The sequence below is a fragment of the Pseudomonas sp. IPO3749 genome, assembly GCF_013386605.1.
GTDB lineage: Bacteria > Pseudomonadota > Gammaproteobacteria > Pseudomonadales > Pseudomonadaceae > Aquipseudomonas > Aquipseudomonas azotoformans_A.
Window position 1 is genome coordinate 1 of sequence record NZ_JACARN010000111.1, and the last position, 17,072, is coordinate 17,072.

At 52.9% G+C, this 17,072-nt stretch carries 17 protein-coding genes and 3 pseudogenes; 14 read left to right on the plus strand and 6 right to left on the minus strand.

Going from position 1 to position 17,072, the window contains the following annotated elements; genetic code table 11:
- Nucleotides 1-518 precede the first annotated feature (518 nt).
- Both HX812_RS30025 and HX812_RS30030 read right to left on the minus strand, forming a co-directional pair.
- On the minus strand, nucleotides 519-1,064 hold the full coding sequence (locus HX812_RS30025; protein ID WP_038850265.1) for a carboxymuconolactone decarboxylase family protein: 546 nt from the start codon (nucleotides 1,062-1,064) through the stop codon (nucleotides 519-521).
- 91 nt (nucleotides 1,065-1,155) lie between these two features.
- Nucleotides 1,156-1,692: a carboxymuconolactone decarboxylase family protein gene (locus tag HX812_RS30030; protein WP_038850264.1), complete on the minus strand. Its 537-nt coding sequence runs from the start codon at nucleotides 1,690-1,692 to the stop codon at nucleotides 1,156-1,158.
- 350 nt (nucleotides 1,693-2,042) lie between these two features.
- On the opposite strand from HX812_RS30030, the gene HX812_RS30035 reads away from it, so the two are divergent.
- The gene (locus HX812_RS30035; protein ID WP_080642444.1) at nucleotides 2,043-3,005 is read left to right on the plus strand and encodes a LysR family transcriptional regulator; all 963 of its coding nucleotides are present in this window, start codon (nucleotides 2,043-2,045) and stop codon (nucleotides 3,003-3,005) included.
- 107 nt (nucleotides 3,006-3,112) lie between these two features.
- Here HX812_RS30035 and HX812_RS30040 read toward each other — a convergent pair.
- Nucleotides 3,113-3,469 (minus strand): annotated as a pseudogene (locus tag HX812_RS30040) (plasmid pRiA4b ORF-3 family protein); the annotation flags it as partial.
- Nucleotides 3,470-3,479: 10 nt separating this feature from the next.
- Here HX812_RS30040 and HX812_RS30045 point away from each other — a divergent pair.
- A pseudogene (locus HX812_RS30045) lies at nucleotides 3,480-3,931 on the plus strand (aldehyde dehydrogenase family protein); the annotation flags it as partial.
- A 53-nt stretch (nucleotides 3,932-3,984) separates the two neighbouring features.
- Here HX812_RS30045 and HX812_RS30050 read toward each other — a convergent pair.
- A pseudogene (locus HX812_RS30050) lies at nucleotides 3,985-4,838 on the minus strand (IS5 family transposase).
- Between the two features lie 71 nt (nucleotides 4,839-4,909).
- On the opposite strand from HX812_RS30050, the gene HX812_RS30055 reads away from it, so the two are divergent.
- The 5 genes from HX812_RS30055 to HX812_RS30065 all read left to right on the plus strand — a co-directional run bounded on the left by HX812_RS30055 (nucleotide 4,910) and on the right by HX812_RS30065 (nucleotide 7,674).
- Complete coding sequence (locus tag HX812_RS30055; protein ID WP_200864556.1) at nucleotides 4,910-5,530, plus strand: aldehyde dehydrogenase family protein; 621 nt, start codon at nucleotides 4,910-4,912, stop codon at nucleotides 5,528-5,530.
- Between the two features lie 226 nt (nucleotides 5,531-5,756).
- Nucleotides 5,757-5,822, plus strand: coding sequence for a hypothetical protein (locus tag HX812_RS32550; protein WP_370589172.1), 66 nt, complete (start codon nucleotides 5,757-5,759; stop codon nucleotides 5,820-5,822).
- Between the two features lie 372 nt (nucleotides 5,823-6,194).
- Entirely contained in the window at nucleotides 6,195-6,461 is a 267-nt protein-coding gene (locus tag HX812_RS32280; RefSeq protein ID WP_305729225.1) for a zinc-binding dehydrogenase, read from the plus strand.
- Nucleotides 6,422-6,670, plus strand: coding sequence for a hypothetical protein (locus HX812_RS32285; protein WP_305729226.1), 249 nt, complete (start codon nucleotides 6,422-6,424; stop codon nucleotides 6,668-6,670). Before HX812_RS32280 ends, HX812_RS32285 begins: the two co-directional genes overlap by 40 nt.
- Before the next feature lie 176 nt (nucleotides 6,671-6,846).
- Nucleotides 6,847-7,674: an AraC family transcriptional regulator gene (locus HX812_RS30065; protein WP_038850262.1), complete on the plus strand. Its 828-nt coding sequence runs from the start codon at nucleotides 6,847-6,849 to the stop codon at nucleotides 7,672-7,674.
- Nucleotides 7,675-7,779: 105 nt separating this feature from the next.
- Here HX812_RS30065 and HX812_RS30070 read toward each other — a convergent pair whose 3' ends face one another.
- Entirely contained in the window at nucleotides 7,780-8,295 is a 516-nt protein-coding gene (locus HX812_RS30070) for a YkgB family protein (RefSeq protein ID WP_038850261.1), read from the minus strand.
- A gap of 558 nt (nucleotides 8,296-8,853) precedes the next feature.
- Between HX812_RS30070 and HX812_RS30075 the strand changes: the two genes are divergently transcribed.
- The 3 genes from HX812_RS30075 to HX812_RS30085 all read left to right on the plus strand — a co-directional run bounded on the left by HX812_RS30075 (nucleotide 8,854) and on the right by HX812_RS30085 (nucleotide 11,624).
- Nucleotides 8,854-9,810, plus strand: a complete 957-nt coding sequence (locus HX812_RS30075) for a cupin domain-containing protein (protein WP_038850260.1) — start codon at nucleotides 8,854-8,856, stop codon at nucleotides 9,808-9,810.
- A 616-nt stretch (nucleotides 9,811-10,426) separates the two neighbouring features.
- A complete protein-coding gene (locus HX812_RS30080) occupies nucleotides 10,427-11,044 on the plus strand; it encodes a nitroreductase family protein (protein ID WP_038850259.1) in 618 nt (205 codons plus the stop codon).
- Between the two features lie 34 nt (nucleotides 11,045-11,078).
- Nucleotides 11,079-11,624 carry a carboxymuconolactone decarboxylase family protein gene (locus HX812_RS30085; RefSeq protein WP_038850258.1) on the plus strand — a complete coding sequence of 182 codons (546 nt, stop codon included), beginning with the start codon at nucleotides 11,079-11,081 and terminating at the stop codon, nucleotides 11,622-11,624.
- 160 nt (nucleotides 11,625-11,784) lie between these two features.
- Here HX812_RS30085 and HX812_RS30090 read toward each other — a convergent pair whose 3' ends face one another.
- Entirely contained in the window at nucleotides 11,785-12,612 is an 828-nt protein-coding gene (locus HX812_RS30090; RefSeq protein ID WP_038850257.1) for an IclR family transcriptional regulator, read from the minus strand.
- A 401-nt stretch (nucleotides 12,613-13,013) separates the two neighbouring features.
- Between HX812_RS30090 and HX812_RS30095 the strand changes: the two genes are divergently transcribed.
- From HX812_RS30095 to HX812_RS30110, 4 genes are all read left to right on the plus strand, one after another.
- Nucleotides 13,014-13,526, plus strand: coding sequence for a hypothetical protein (locus HX812_RS30095; RefSeq protein ID WP_152514758.1), 513 nt, complete (start codon nucleotides 13,014-13,016; stop codon nucleotides 13,524-13,526).
- Between the two features lie 24 nt (nucleotides 13,527-13,550).
- Nucleotides 13,551-14,378, plus strand: a complete 828-nt coding sequence (locus HX812_RS30100) for a sugar phosphate isomerase/epimerase (protein WP_038850256.1) — start codon at nucleotides 13,551-13,553, stop codon at nucleotides 14,376-14,378.
- 237 nt (nucleotides 14,379-14,615) lie between these two features.
- Nucleotides 14,616-16,025 (plus strand): MFS transporter, encoded by a 1,410-nt coding sequence (locus HX812_RS30105; RefSeq protein ID WP_038850255.1) that lies wholly within the window; start codon nucleotides 14,616-14,618, stop codon nucleotides 16,023-16,025.
- A gap of 241 nt (nucleotides 16,026-16,266) precedes the next feature.
- Entirely contained in the window at nucleotides 16,267-17,010 is a 744-nt protein-coding gene (locus HX812_RS30110; protein WP_038850254.1) for a sulfite exporter TauE/SafE family protein, read from the plus strand.
- The last annotated feature ends 62 nt before the right edge of the window (nucleotides 17,011-17,072 follow it).

Genomic DNA, 17,072 nt, shown 5'->3' on the forward strand with positions numbered 1-17,072 from the left:
CCAATGATACCTGCGAAAGTATCTGGGCTGGAAGCGAGCATACGAAACATATTTGGAATAAAACCAACTTGGCTACCAATTGCATCGAGGGTGGAGTGGGTGTTGGTGGGAGCTTGGTCGCGAGTTGGAATAGTAATACGTGCCATCTGTAGATCCTCTTTCATTTAGCCGTTGTTGGCGTGAGAGGAAGCTTATGTTTTCAACCCTGGTTTGATAATCCCCCGATATCGGGAACCACCCTTTCAGATTTCGAGAATTTAGAACTTTACCCGGCGGCATTGGATGCTGGCTTCGATCATCGGCGTGTTAGATATCGCTGTTTTTTTGGGTGAAGCACGGTGCACTGGTCGGAGATGAAGTTAGGCCCCTCGAAAGGCGAACAGCGTCCACGAACGACCGCCATGAACAACAGGGATTCAGGATGAACCAGGCGACAAAGTTTACCGAGCCAGCTCGATGAGAGCGCGGCGTTGGCTAGCAACGCGCTAATGATTGGATTGGACTAATTCTGATGTATGTCAGCTCGGATTCAACACTTCTACCGTGGGAAAGTCAATTTTTGTGTCAAAGACATTGTTGATGTAGTTGGTAAACATATATTGAACACTTAAACCGATGATGGACAATATTTCCTCATTGGTGAAACCCGCTTCGCGAATGCGTGTGAGCTCCGCTTCAGCGACGTGCCCGCGAGTAGTGACAACTTGTTTGACAAACTGCCCCGCTGCAGCCATTTTCCGGTCGCTCGCCATACCCCGTCGGGCACGTAACAGGTCACTCGGGTACATTCTTCCGAAATTCATACCTATATAGGTATGTGTCGCCAGGCAATACAGGCATGTATTTACTTCAGACACTGCGAGCGCCACGTGGGCGCGAAGCCTTGCATCGAAGCTGTCGTCCAACGACTTCTGCATTTTGTCTAAGGCCGTGAGCGCGCTGGGTGAAAGTGATGTCAAACGCAGCACGTTCGGTACAAAACCCAATTTTTTGTAAACGGCATCAAACGCAGGACGCACCTCATCCCTTGCGCTGTCTCGTGTCGGAATTATAGTGCGGGTCATGGCTGCACCTCGGCAGGATGTTTAGCAGTAGCTTATCGAAAATGAGGTATGACTCTATCGTAGCGACCGCCTTATATGATTGTTCAAGTGCCTAGACTAATGTGTTCGTCGGAAAATCAATATCAGTATCGAACACGTTATTTATGTAATTGGTGAAACTGAACTGTACTACTAGACCTATGACTTCTATAATCTCCGCGTCGGAATACCCCGCTTCCCGTACGCAAGCAATTTCGTCCTCACTTACGTGCCCACGCATTTCCGCAACTTTTGCAGCGAATTGAATGATGGTCTGAATCTTCGGATTGGTCGACTGCCCTTTTCGTGCAAGCTCGATTTCTTCTGGACTGTCTTTTGCCAGGTTCAGCCCAACAAAGGTATGAGCAGCCACACAGTAAGCGCATCCGTTAACCTCTGATACAATAAGCGCAATTCGCTCACGTGTTTTCAGGTCCAGTACTTTCATTAACGGAGTTTGCATTCCCACCAACGCCGCAAGGGTTTTGGGGCTAATCGCTGTGAGCCGGTACAGGTTCGGAAAAAAACCAAGGCGCTTCCCGATTGCATCCAGCGTTGCGTGGGTCTCTGGCGGGGTGTTTTCCCGGCTCGGGATTTCAACGCGTGACATATTTTTCCACCTGTGAGGACTATGTTGTGATTCGCTTAGTCTAGCGAGTCAAAAAGCCGGTGATAAGCCGGGAATTTCAAGAAGAACCCTTTCAAAAAATGAGAGTCGAAGGCAATTGACGACCGTGACATGCACGACGCACCATAGCGCCCAGGAAATATTAGTCACGCTAAAAATTGACTGTGTAGTTAAAAATGAAAAATGGCCTGCAAAAACACATAATTTCTTGCTCAAAATACATGATCACACAGTAATTTGCACAACTGAAACGGCACCTTTACCTGCGTAAAAGTGACTGGTAGGTTATTGATCAATGCCAAAATGTGTTCCTTTCTGAGAGGATTAACAAAATGGATCGTCTTGAAGCGATGGCCATCTTGGTAGCTACCGTGGAAGCTGGGAGCTTCTCTGCTGCAAGTCGCAAGCTCTCGGTTCCGCTGCCAACAGTCAGCCGAAAACTCGCGGCTTTAGAGGAGCATCTAGGGGTTCGGCTATTGGTGCGTTCTACGCGTAGCTTGACGCTGACTGAAGCTGGATTGACCTACCTCCAGTCTTGTAAGCAGATAATCGATCAAGTGACTGAAGCAGAACGCTCTGTATCTGGCGAATACACGACCCCTAGAGGTGAGTTGGTCGTTACTGCTCCAGTCGTCTTTGGGCGTCTTCATCTCTTGCCAATCATTAATGATTTTTTGGCCTCATTTCCTAAAATTAATATCCGATTGATATTATCTGACAAATCAATGCACCTTGTAGATGATCATATCGATGCGGCTTTACGAGTAGGAAAATTACCAGATAGTAGCATGGTGGCCACCCAAGTTGGTACTGTTTGCCGAGTAGTTTGCGCGAGCCCGGAATACCTGGCCAGTCACGGCAAGCCAACACATCCTAATGACCTCATGGAGCATACATGTGTCAGTTTCGAAGGATTACCCTCTGGTCCCATGTGGAGCTTCACCTCTGCTGCAATGCCGACGGATTTATTAACCATCACGGTAAAACCTCGTCTTTCAGTAAACACTGCTGAGGCCGCTATTGATGCCGCTATTGCGAGCGTAGGACTAACTCATATTTTATCATATCAAATTGCCCATGTAGTCGAACAACAAAGATTACGATTAGTTCTTCGTGAATTCGAACCCACGCCGATACCAGTTAATTTAGTTCACGCCGGTCAGATACCACTACCCGTTAAAACTCGTAGTTTTTTTGATTTTGTTGTACCGCGCCTCAGAGTTGCCTTGCTCGGCGATAAAGATAGATTGCGGACAGGAATGAGCACCCCGGTGCCCGAATACCCTGGCTTGTAGTTATTTAAGTATGCATTCGGTCGACAATATTAATATGGGAATTTTACCCGAGATGCGTAACCGTCCAAGCTTCACCGCCTTGAAACTCAGACCTTAATCTCCTTCAACTATTGATTGACGCGCTCCCATTCAAAATGCGTTGGATCGAAAGTACCGCCATGCCACTCCATCATGTGTTCATGCTCTGGGTGGTTGGGGTCAGCCATCACTTCAAGGAAATCGGCATAACCTTGCCTGCCGCCGATGTCTTTCGGCGGGCAAGCATTGGCGCCCTCGATGCAATTCTGCACCTGAGGGCATGCCACAGCGGGTAATTTATTTTCAACTTTGATTTGGTGATTCCAGCCATCGCCGAAGTCATAGAGGTAGCGAAACGTCTTTTTCCCGTTCAACGCTTTGATCAGGGTTTTGCGGGCATCGGAGTTCACCGGTAGGCCCCATCCATCGGGGTCGGGAGTGCCGTAATTGTTGACCAAGTCGTTGCACGAGGCGGCTTCCCCTCCGTCCCGAAGCACGGGAGAAATACTTCCTTCGCAGTCTGGTCAATTGAGCTTGGCTCGCCGGCGCCCCCTGGGTGTGATATGGGGAATCTCACCCTTCACCTTTCACCTTTCCGCTTTCCGCGTTACCTTGCCATGCGTGCGGTTGCTCCGGCGCTTGCACTAGGCAACGCCGTGATACTCAAGCCAGATCCGCGTACCGCAGTATGCGGCGGTTTCGTGATCGCACGCCTGTTTGAATTGGCTGGCCTGCTGGCCGGCGTGCTGCAAGTTCTTCCTGGCGATGGCGCTACTGGTGCAGCCATGACCTGTGATCCCAATATCGGGATGATCCAGTTCACGGGTTCCACTGCGGCCTGTAGCAAAGAGGGGGAAGCTGCCGGACGTAATCTGAAGAAGGTATCGTTGGAGTTGGGTGGCAAAAATTAGTTGATCGTGCTCTACGATGCCGACTTGGATCTTACTGTCATCAACGCGGCCTAGGCTCTGTACGAAAAGTATTGCCTTACGCATCGCATGGAACAGGCCAATGAGATCATCGCAGTAAAACTTGTCGTGAGCTTGTCGAAGCGCGTAACGATGCGGCGGTTCTCCTTCAGCCACCCGAACATGCGCTCGATGGTATTGCGCTGTCGGTACTTGGGCCGATCGAACAGCCTGGGCAAGCCCGGTTTGGGTTTGCGCTTCATACTGCGCAAGGGGATTACCGTTTGCATTCGATAACGATCACAGTACCGGCGCAGGGCTTGAGCATCGTATCCCTTGTCGGCCAATAGCCATCGGCAGCGTTTGCGGGGACGGCCACGTAAGCTTGGGATACAAGCCTTATCCAGTAATGGTTGAGCATAGGCAATATCGCTGGCTTGCCCGCCTGACAACAGGAAGCGCAGCGGCACACCATTGGCGTCGCATAGCATGTGGATTTTGGTTGTCAGGGCGCCCCGGCTGCGTCCGAGCGCGTGATCTTGTGGTTCATCAGGCCCCCTTTTTTCCCGGCGCCTGATGAGGCTCGGGTTGCGCGAACGGCCTTGGAGTCGATCATCCAGGTGTCCAGATCAATCAAGCCCTGCTCATTCAACCGAATATGAAGAGGCTTGAGCATCTGATCGAAAGCGCCACAATCGCGCCAGTCGCGAAAACGTTGATACACCGTTGACCAAGGGCCGAATCGTTCGGGTATGTCTCGCCAGGCCGCGCCAGAGCAGAGTACCCAGAGGATGCCGTTAAGCATTAAGCGATCATCGGCTCATGGGCGCCCAGTACGGCGGGTTTGCGTGAATATATCGGCAACCAGATCCCAGGCTGCATCGGGGAGTTCGTAACGTTTTGCCATGCAGGTCCCCAGCCAATCATGACGGCTATTTTACCTGTTCAGACTTTTCGTACAGAGCCTAGGATGTCTATCTGCATCATGGCCAAAACTGCATGGCCACGGGCCGCGTGCTGGTACAGCGCGGCATCTACGAGCAGTTCATCGATAAGCTGACAACCAAGGCGCGTAGTCTGCGCGTTGGCGACCCGGTTCGTACGGATGTGCAGATAGGTTCGTTGATCAATGAACACCAACGCGACAATGCGCTACGTATTATCGAAGCAGCTCGTCAAGCGGGTGCAACCGTGCAGGCTGGTGGTCACTATGAGGGGCTGTTCCTGTCACCCACAGTGCTTAGCAACGTGACTTCGGACAACCCTGCGTTCTGCGAAGAAATCTTCGGGCCAGTGGCAGTGGTGACCCCTTTCGCCACTGGCGAAGACGCAATCACGCTAGCCAACGACACCGAATACGGTCTGTCGATGGCAGTCATCTCGAGTAACCTCGGGCGGGAGCTCAAGCTTGGCGAGCGCTTGCATACTGGCTTGTTACATATCAATGATCAGACCGTCAACGACGAAGTCGTCAATCCGTTCGGTGGGGTCGGCGCTTCCGGTAACGGGACAAGTATTGGAGGCCCTGCCAACTGGGAGGCGTTTACTCACTGGCAGTGGCTCACTATCAAGAGCGAAGCACCTGCTTATCCCATCTGAAGAGGAAGTCATTATGCATAAAGTGCAGATCGACGCGCGGTCACCGTCGTGGTGGTCCGAACTCCCGGCCAACCTTTTTTCCATTGAAACGCCCTACATTCGTGCACCTCGAAGACGAAGTATTGGTGAAGGTAGTCGCCGTGGGCATGTGCCACACGGACCTGATCGTGCGTGATTAACATATCTGGTGCCGTTACCGGCAGTGCTCGGCCATGAGGGCTCAGGCGTGGTCGAACCGCTAGGGCCAAACGTCAAGAACCTGAAGGTTGGGGATCATGTGGTATTGACCTAGGGTGCCTGTGGCCATTGCGCGCCTTGCGTAAGTGGTCATGAAACGTATTGCAAGAGTTTCTACGAGCATAACTTTGGCGGTGCGGGGCCGGACGGAGACATTGCTTTGCATAGCGAGAATGGCGAGCCGCGGCATGACCATTTTTTCACCCAGTCTTCGTTCTCAACCTACGCACTAGCCCGCCAGAGAAATGTAATCAAAGTACCGTCTGAAGCACCGCTGGCGTTGCTAGGCCCCTTGGGCTGCGGCATCCAAACAGGTGCAGGCGCTGTTATCAATTCACTGAAGGTTCGTTCTGATAGCAGTTTCGTCGCCTATGGCGATGGAGCAGTGGGATTGAGTGCCGTGATCGCTGCGCGCATTGCCGGTGCCATGACTATCATTGCGGTCGATGTAGTGCCTTCTCGGGTGAAGCTTGCCATCGAATTAGGTGCTACCCATACCCTAAACAGCCGAGAGGTTGAGATCATCGAGTCTGCGCGAGAAATAACAAGCGGCGGTGCCGATTTCCCACTCGAATCCACTGGACGCCGGAAGTCCTTGAAGCCAGTATCGAGGCGCTTGGTGGGCTGGGTACATTGGGTATCGTCGGAGCGCCAATGCTTGAGACGAAGGCGAGCTTCGATATTAACAGTCTGATATTGGGTGGACGCAGCATCCGAGGCATCGTGGAGGGTGACAGTGTACCCCAGGTATTCATTCCTCAACTTGTCGAGCTGTTTCAACAAAGGCGGTTTCCATTCGACCGATTGGTCAAATTCTACCCATTCGAACAGATCAACCAAGCCGCCGAGGGCAGCACAAAGGGCATCACACTCAAGCCCATCCTACACATCGCCGAACTCTGATCACGTACACCCTCAATCGGCTACACCGCTTAAGGCATTCTTACGGTCAAGCTCTTACGGTAGGGTTCATCATTGGCACCAAATGGAAGGACAAGGCTGCCATCGATACTTCAATGGTGTTTTTTAAATACTCGACCGACAATGGGCAGCAAGATTTCATCGGTTGAGGATTGATTATGGATCGTCTGTCTACATTGCTGTCTCGATTTGGCGTTCGCGCGAACCTTTTTTACAACGACAAGCTTTGTGGAGTTCAAACCTACGGTGACCTTGATCAGCGTGGTCATATCCATCTGTTGCAGGCGGGTACGGTAACGATGCAAGGTATTGACAAGCGCGATACGGTACTGACCAAGCCCAGCTTGATATTCCTGCCGCGGCCGTGTCGACACCGCTTGTTTGCCCATGAGTTTGACGACGCTCAGCTTCTCTGCGCTTCCATGGAGTTTGAAGGTGGCATCGACAACCCATTTTCAGCTTCGCTACCGGACATGCTTGTTTTGCCTTTGGATGAATTACCATTGCTGGCTACCACACTGACGTGGATGTTCGCAGAGGCGGCTGAGGGCCGGTGTGGTAAGGAGGCTGTAATCAATCGGCTGTTCGAGTTGCTGATTATATTGTTGTTCCGCCATCTGCTGGATCAGAATCAATTGCATACAGGTTTGATGGCAGGATTGGCAGACCCTCGACTTGCACACTCCTTGCTGCGCGTCCACGACGCACCCAATCATCCTTGGTCAATTGCCGAGATGGCGGATGAATCTAACATGTCACGTTCGGCCTATGCGGCGCATTTTCGAACTGTCATAGGACAAACGCCTGCAGAGTATTTATTGAGCTGGCGGGTCAGTCTGGCTCAGAGGCTATTGCGAGAAGGCCGAGCCATCAATTTGATTGCTGAAGAGGTAGGTTATGACAGTCCGTCGGCTCTGGCACGAGCATTTCGCAGAAAAACGGGGGTCAGTCCCCGTGAATGGATTAAAAGTGCTAACGGTCTATGAGGGGTATGGTTAAAGATTTTTTCTGAGAGGTAACAACGGCCTATGAACGTGCACAAACACTGGCCTGAGTACGGTTCGCACTCAGGCCATTGAGGTGATCATCAATCAATTAGAGCGGGATTCAAGTTCAACTAACGAGTGCCCGGCCACGAAAATCGAGGCGGCTAACAAACCAATGTCCTTGAGCAGAAATTGACCTGGAGCAATAGTGATGGCTGGAAAACCAAGTCCGGGTTCGAACACGCCTGGAGTTGAAAGCATAAAGCTTACAGTCGTGACAAACAAACCGGCAGATAGAGCACCTCCGAGGATAGAAAGTTTCGGAGAAACGAAACGACCCAGTATCAGTGCTCCGATGGACACCTCAAGAATACCCAGCAAACCGGAAAAGGTGTCGACACTGAAAATCTTATATACCCAGCCGAGCAATGGGCTATTGCCAACCAATGGAACCAAACCTTGCGCTTCATAATGGGTAAATTTCATACCCCCGAACCAGAAGTAAATCACGGCAAGAGCGACATAAACACCAAAAACCCCTAGGTTCATTGTGGTGACGCCCAATGAACGTTTCTGAGTATTGCCGTCCACTGTGTAATTTGCAGCAGTCAGAGTTTTCATGAGATTGAATTCCAAATAGTTGGTAACGGGTTTGGCATGACGTCAGCCCAGAGGTTGCTTGTTTCTGACTGTCCGTATGTCGTTTTAAATCCAACGGGGTTAGTACGTTGGGGGTGTGGAGATTGTTACCTTTAAGTGGAAATCAATGTGCTCCAAACGTGCAGTATTTGGTGCAGATCGTCTCGAACAACGTCTTTTTAGCCATCTGATGCTCGACCGGTGTTTGATTGGCTGCAAGCCTTTGGGGTTTGGTACAAAGCCTGGAAAAGGAGTTTCCTGTTGCCTATGGGATCAGTTGATCAACGAGGTGATATGCCGCTTCATTGGTCGATTGTTTCTGGACGGGCACCTTGAGCTGCTTGGTCGCCGAACAAGCCGATGGCCTTGGTCTGATATTTTGCGTTGGAAACCGTGGCAACGTTTCCCACCTGTTTACGACGCGCAACAGTCGGGCCTTTTCTTCTTTTCTTCTTTTCTTCCTTGCTTCTGGCGAAGCGGACCAGTGCAGTAGTGTGCAACCGCGATAAGATGCTAGAACGCTTTCAGTATCGAGTTCCTATGTCCCAAATCGACTGGCTCAGCCATCTTCTGAAAATGATCACCATCACAGGCCAGTTGGAGTTCCGTTGCGCCTACGGGGCACCGTGGCGTGTAGACAGGGTTCAGTCCGCGGCTCATGAAATTCCTTACCACATCGTGCTCAAAGGGCGGGCCGTTATAGAGGATCCAGAGACTGGGACGACAAGGGATCTGGGACCTGGTGATATCGTGCTGTTGCCGCATGGGTCGGCGCACATGTTGCACGATGGCAGCGGAAATGAGCCTAAACCCACCTGCAATCATCAAGGTCTTGGGGGGTGGACGCTCAGTGAGAATGATGGCGGTGACGAGCACTTGGATATGTTGTGTGGAAGATTTTTCATCGAGCCACCTCATGATCGGTTGATTCACAATTACCTTCCCAAAAATTTGGTGGTGCGCGCTATTTGCGATCCTGATGATGAAGACATCGGGTCCGCCTCGATTCACCTAGCCGGCCTTCTTGGGCTGATGCGTGTGGAATCCAGAGGAGATAAACCGGGCGGAAACGCCATGCTCAATGCGCTTTCTTCGGCGCTGTTCACACTGGTATTACGTACGGCTAGTGAATCCGAGCGAGCTCCAATAGGGTTGTTGGCACTGGCTGGTCATCCCCGATGGGCTCCTGCTATTTCAGCCTTGTTTGCCGATCCGGCACGTGCCTGGACCGTGCCTGATCTAGCCGATTTGTGCAGCATGTCACGGGCCACCTTCATGCGACATTTTCTGGACAAGCTGGGACGCTCCGCTATCGAGTTGCTCACCGATATCCGGATGAGCTTGGCCGCTAACGAACTGAAGAAGCCATCGTTGACTTCCGAGGCTGTGGCTGAGGCGGTCGGCTATCGATCTGTAGCGGCTTTCCGGCGTGTATTCGCGGAAACGATGGGGATGACTGTGGGACAGTGGCGCCGCCAAGCCCGTGGTGTCGAGTAATACGCTCCGTTTCGGTATGTAGACTGCAAAGCCACTAGCCCCATTGGTGAGGTGCAGCGTCTTCTTAACGAGCGACATGCACGGCTATACCCGCATAATATGTATTTCGATTTCAACGAAATGAGTTGTGTCCTGCTGCGCTTCGACCATGAAGGTCAATTGCTCTTCTGTTGATCCTTTTGAGCATTTTATTGAGCTAATACAGTCTCGAAATGAACACCGCATCAGCCTAAAGTGGGGACTCCTAACCACCTGATGAAGGAGTCACACCATGAGCCGAATTGCTATTCCCGCCATAGAGTTCTCCTGCGGCATAACGACTGATACCTGGATGCTGGCAAGGAAAATTGTTCATAGCTGTGTCACAAGCGTGAACTCTACGTACTGCTATCTCAATCCGACTTCAGGTGCTCTGGTTACCTAGACATCCAGTTAGGTGCGATATCGATAACTATCGATTCGCTCTGTTCGGTCATCGGCACTAACGCTACCAACATCAATTGTCAGTTTCTAAGTAGGCCACTTTGCCGGGCGACTAGGGCATCAATCGCCCAAATTTCGCCTGATAGCTCATAAACGTATAGCGCACCCAAACTTTTCACATATAGGAATCAGCATGTCTAACGCCGTTATCAAAAATATCCTCAGCCGCAGCGCCGCGAAATATTACGACCCTACTGCTATTTTGAGCGACGACCAAATCCGCGAGTTGGTGCGAATCGGCGCCAGCGCGCCAACATCTTTTCACTTACAGAACTGGCGCTTTATTGCTGTGCGCACGCCAGAAGCCAAAGCACGGTTGAGTCCGATTGCCTGGAGTCAGCCGGCGATCACTGAAGCTGCCGTCACTTTCATCATCTGCAGTCAATTGGCCGATTCCAGTGTAATCCCGGAGCGTCTTGCGCCGTTGGTCGAAGCGGGCGTCATGCCTGCGGCGATGGTGTCGGATTGGGAACTCCCTGCACGCGACTTGTATCTGGAGCACCCGCAGCGTCAGCGCGATGAGGCAGTACGCACGGCTACCTTCGGTGCGTCGGCGATCATTTATGCCGCCCGCTCGCTAGGCTTGGGTTCGACCCCAATGATCGGTTTCGATGCCGAAGGGGTTGTCCGTGAGTTTGGACTGGCTGAAAACGAAGTGCCGGTCATGTTGTTGTCCATCGGCGCGGAGCGTTCGGGAAACTGGGCGCAAAAACCACGCCGTCCGTTGGATGAAGTGTTGGATCTCATTTAATTGTCAGTTAAACCAGTAAGTTACGGAGACTACGATGTCTAGAAGTGCAGTTCTAACGCCGGAACAAGTGCCGGCTGATTCGAAACCGACTCTCGATGCGTTCACCAAGAACACCGGGTTCACTCCCAATATGATGGCTACCTTCGCGCAGAGCCCAATCGCGTTCAACGCATGGGCGACCCTGCTCGGCTCCATGAGTAAAGCGCTCGATGTAAAGACGCGTGACAGCATCGGTCTCGCCGTTTCCGAAGCGAATGGCTGCAACTATTGCCTGACCGTTCACAGCTTTACGGCCGAGCATATGGCCAAACTGCCGGCCGATGAAGTCATTCTCGCTCGCAAGGGCCAGGCTACCGACCCCAAGCGCAACGCTGCCCTTCAGTTCGCGCACAAAGTCATCGAGACTCGCGGCAAGGTCAGTGATGCTGATCTGAAAGCCGTCCGCGACGCAGGCTACACAGATGCGAATGTCATGGAAATTATCGCGTTGGTGGCCATGTACTCCCTGACGAACTTTTTCAATAACGTGTTCGATCCCGAGAAAGACTTTCCTGCCGTTACGCCGGCTGGATCGATCTGACGTCTATCCGGTCGTGTCGACCCTCTCCTAAGGTGTTTGGAGAGTTATCGTGATACGGGCATGACGATGAAACCCAGATGCACTCAGGAAAGACTCTTGGGACCGCATCTGGGCTTTCTCACTATGAACATCAGCCACTGTTTGCTCTATCGGGACAACATTACCTCTTAGTGTCGCGTTTAATGACCACGTTGCCCCAAGTGCCCACATTTGCAGATTTCAAGAGTGCTGAAGAGTTTCCTGCCACTGCCAGTTCGTCCGCGGCCGCTAAAAGTGCTGGTCCAAACTCTTGCATTCGTTCCAACGTTAGGCGGGAGGAGGGGCCTGCGATCACGACGACGCCTGTCGCAGGCTCGTTAGCACGCTTGATGGGTGCAGCCATGGAGCTCATGCCCAGGGCATAGGCGTCCAGGATAATGCTGTATCCACGTCCGCGATGCTCATCCAGCACCTTCAGCAAGGCCTTGATGGATGTCGGTGCGTTTGGTCCGAAGTCTTTTGGCTTGCCAATCCCCTGTCGTGTCACGTACTCGATGGCTACATCCTCGGGTAGCGTCATGAGCCAGGCCTGGCCTGCCGCACTGCAGGACAACTTCAAATCTATGCCCATGTCCGGGTCATACAGGAGGCCGGATTTCGCGCCCTGCGCCTTTGCCACCAGCGTCAACCGATCCTCATCGACGATGCCCAGCCGAACAAGTTCAGCGGTCGTTTGAGCCAGTCGATCGATTACCGGTTGGGCAATGTCCAGAACGCCCGACTTGCTCAAAAAGCTGAGACCCATCGATGCCATTTTTGTGGTGAGCGCATAGTCGCCGCGTTGCGGCATTTGGCGCACATAGCCGTAACGAATCAATTCGTGCAGCGCCCTGTGACAGCCACTGCGCAGCTGGTTCAAATCAGTTGAGATCTGAGCCAGGGCGACTCCGTCCGGATAGTCGGTGAGGTACTCGAGGATATCCAGTGATTTTTCCAGTGCTCCGCTCATAAAAACTCCTCTAATTCAAAGTTTGAATATTATAATAATTTTGAAAGTTATTCAAGTTTTGTGTATTGTCCGATCTCACCGGCCCAGAGCGTTCTGGGTTAATGACTATGAGGACGACTCTGAATGTACAATATAAACACACTGCGCAGCTCCTTGGTGGCAGGGTTCGAGGCGACCGGATTGCTCGGCTCGACAGCACGCGTACGCGGCATGAACTGAGGTCGTCGACGATGTCTCTTTTTGGAAACGCGGCCCTCGCCATGTGGTGGAACATGGCTCCAGATATGCGAGAAGACTTCGAGCATTGGCATTCCCATGAGCATTTCCCCGAGCGGCTTGGCATCCCTGGATTCCACCGTAGTTCGAGGTGGTCCTGTGTGAACGGTGGGGAGGGTATATTCGTGATGTACGAATTGGAGAGCTTCGGCGTCTTGTCGTCGCCCTCATACCTTGAACGCTTGAATGCACCCACTCCCTGGTCGATCAAGTTGATGCCGCATCACAGAAATATGGTGCGCAGTCAATCGCATGTTCTTGAATCGCGCGGCGGTGGTGTGGCGCGCAACGCATTGACTATCCGTTTCTCCCCGAAGCGCGAACGTGAGGCCGAGCTCCGACAATCTCTGAAGGCACTCATCGAAGAGCTATCTGTTCGTCCTGGAATTACAGGTGCGCATCTACTGATACACGAGACGCCTTTGATCGCCCAGACAACGGAGCAAAAGATTCGTGGTACGGCAGACGAGGTTGCGGATTGGGCGTTGGTTGTTTGTGGATACGACACGGATGCGGTGCAGGCTCTAAATAGTTTCGAGCTTTCCGAATCTTCACTCGTAAGCCTGGGCGCACAGCCGGATCAAAAGAGCGACTTCTATTCGCTTTCCTATTCTGCGATACCCACAGATGTTTATTGAGTGCACCACAGGGAGCTTAAAACCATGAACAACAGCACGTCGCACACACTTTGCCTGGCGCATTTGAGTTTGATCGAACTGACACCTCCCGAGTTGGTTGACGCCGCAGCTGACGCCGGATTCTCCTATGTCAGCATGAGGCTCGCGCCTGCTTCGACGGAGGAGCGCCTGCACCCCATGATTGGTAATACACCGATGATGCGCGACACCCTGGCGCGGATGCGCGACCGAGGGGTCTGTGTACATGACGTAGAGTTGGTTCGCCTTACGCCAGGCACCAGGCCTGCTGACCTGGAGCCGTTACTTGCTGCTGCTGAGATGCTCGGCGCAAAGCATGTACTTGTAGCTGGAGATAGCGACGACGAGGCTGCAGTTGCTCGGCGCTTCGGCGAACTGAGCGCTATTGGAGAACGTTACGGATTGCTCATGGGCTTAGAGTTCATGCCATGGAGAGGCATCAAGAACCTGCCTTCCGCATGTCGCGTAGTTGAAGCCGCGGGGGCTGGCGGGGTTGTAGTGGACGCGATTCACCTTGCCCGCTCAGGCGGCACGCCAGAGGATCTCGCGCTACTACCAAAGAATATGTGGGCCTATTTCCAGATCTGCGATGCACCGTCAAAGGCGCCGGTTTCTGAAGAGGAATTGTTGTTTCAGGCACGGAGCGCGCGGCTCCCTCCCGGAAAGGGCGGTCTCGATCTTATTCCGATGATACGAGCCCTTCCCCCCGAGACAGTTATCTCCATCGAAGTACCACTTCATGGCTTGCCTGGTCTGCTTGCACCGGTGGCACGCGCGCGCATGCTTCGGGCCACTACGCTCGAGATCCTGGCGAAAGCCCATGCTGCTCAATAGCGGGATCTGCGTTTGCTGCAAAGCGCGTGCGATTTAATCGTTTTTTGTGCGGCACCAATATCCCCCCGATTTGTTCCTGCCTGGATAACACTCGATGCGGCCGCTGGTTGTCATGATTTACGGAAGTATCAATAGATGTAAGGCATTGGATGTATCACACGAAGGCAGCGTATTCGCTGTCGTCGCACGCTAGACCTTGATCAGCCGACTCTCAAAATAAAAATACTGGAGACAATAATGGCAGACGCCTCGGACCATGCGCACCGCGCGAAACAACAGATCAAGAAGGCTGCTGCCAGCGGCTGGATTGGATCGGCACTGGAGTTTTACGACTTCTTCATTTACGCCACAGCGGCATCGCTGATCTTTCCCCAGATCTTTTTTCCCAATAAGGATCCCAAGCTTGTCCTCATCGCGTCATTGGCGACGTATGGTGTGGGTTACATCGCTCGCCCGATTGGTGCCTTCTTTCTCGGGCACTGGGGTGACACGCATGGGCGCAAGCAGGTGCTGGTCTTGTGCATGTTTCTCATGGGCTTTTCGACGATGGGCGTCGGGCTGTTGCCGACTTACGAACAGGTCGGCGTGCTTGCCCCTGTGCTTCTCGTCTTGCTACGACTGATACAGGGCTTCGCAGTGGCTGGAGAGGTATCGGGCGCCACCTCAATGATTCTCGAACACGCGCCTTTTGGCCGACGCGGTTTCTACGCCAGCTTCACAATGCAGGGTGTACAAGCGGGACAGATTTTCGCTGCAGCGGTCTTCCTGCCACTCGCTTACTACATGCCCACTGAGGCGTTCAATGCTTGGGGATGGCGCATCCCTTTCCTGCTCAGCTTCATTGTCATCGTCGCGGGTTACATCATCCGCCGCGAGGTCGACGAGTCACTTGCATTCGCTGAAGAGGGCGCACGCGGTGCGGCCTATAAGGCGCCGGTTATTCAGGTTGTTACAGAGAGCTGGAAGGACATGCTGCGAGTGATGTGTTGTTCTTTGATGAACGTCATTCCAGTGGTAACAACGATTTTCGGAGCGGCTTACGCGGTCCAGCCGGGCTATGGCATCGGATTCGAGAAGGAAGTTTACCTATGGATCTCGGTCATGGGCAATATTGTCGCCGTGCTCATCACCCCGCTAGCCGGCAACCTGTCAGACAAGTTCGGCCGTAGGCCGCTGATCATCATCGGTGCACTCGCTCCAGGATTGCTGTCGTTCGTATATCTCTATGCCATCAGCGTTCATAGCATCTCGTTGGCGATCGTGACGTCACTGTTGATGTGGGGAGTCCTTTATCAAGGGTACAACGCGGTTTTCCCGAGTTTCTACCCGGAAATGTTCCCGACTCGCACCCGTGTCTCGGGCATGGCCATCTCCCAGAACCTCGGCACCGCCGCCACAGCCATGCTTCCGGCGCTATTCGTCGTTGTTGCTCCGCCAGGTTCGGTCAACGTTCCGATGACCATCGGGGCGATCACCCTGGGCGTGACGGTGGTCGCGGCAATCGCAGCCTGGACCGCCAGAGAAACCTCCCGAATCCCCTTGAACGATCTGGGCAATCCCGACGCGGTTCCTGTTCCTGAGCAGGAGTACGAACGGCTTCGAGAACAGGCTGTGGTCGACGTGCGGGTGGCCAAGGCATCTACCTGAGTTCTGGCTTCCACCGGGCTTCGGCGTAATGCAAGGCCCGATGGACTCCCATTAACGTGTTGAAAGCAGGAATTTGGCGAGGCTTGCGGTTCTGAGAGGAATGGCCACGGTAGATTCTGAGCTCAAGTTCGCAATTTCAGCGAGTCAAGACTGGGGATGGAATGACAAGATTAATCATGTGGCATTGCCAGGGACCGGAAAGGATCCTGGTATTGATGCTCGCTATCACGGCGCCTAAACCTTGAACCTGGACACCTACTTTTTTCTAACCGTACTTGCAGCCTTCCTGGTGGGTTTGTCAAAGGGGGGCTTGCCTAGTATCAGCATGTTAGCCGTGCCACTGCTGTCACTGGTGATGTCGCCGGTTAAGGCGGCGGCATTGTTGTTGCCGATCTTTGTGATTTCTGATTGGTTGGGGGTTTACCTGTATCGGCGTGACTTTAGCAAGGCTAATCTGCGAATACTGATCCCTGCGGGCATCGTCGGTGTGTTGGCAGGTTGGCTGACCGCATCTATCGTGTCGGATCAGGTCGTCACCTTCCTGATCGGCACCATGGGCGTAGCCTTTTGTCTGAATGTGTGGCTGTGCAAGCCAACCGATGGGGCACCGCAGCCTGCAGACCGTGCCAAGGGCTGGTTCTGGGGCACGCTGGCGGGCTTCACCAGTTTCATTTCCCATTCTGGCGGGCCACCGTTTCAGATATTCACGCTGCCGCAAAAACTAGCCAAGGCCGAGTTCGCCGGAACCGCCACTATTGTTTTTGCGGTCATCAACGCGGCAAAGATTGTTCCTTACCAGAACTTGCGTCCGTACTCCCATGAAACGCTGTTGGATGCCATGGTACTGATCCCATTTGCTCTGATAGGTACGGTGGCTGGTGCTTACCTTACGCGGAAAATTTCCGATATTTGGTTTTACCGCATTGTGCAGCTCAGCCTGTTTTTGGTATCCATCAAGCTGCTGGCGGACGCGGTACACAACTAATCGATTAACTCCATTGACGGTTGGATAATTGCGAGTTTAGTACGAAAAAGAATACGTCCCCC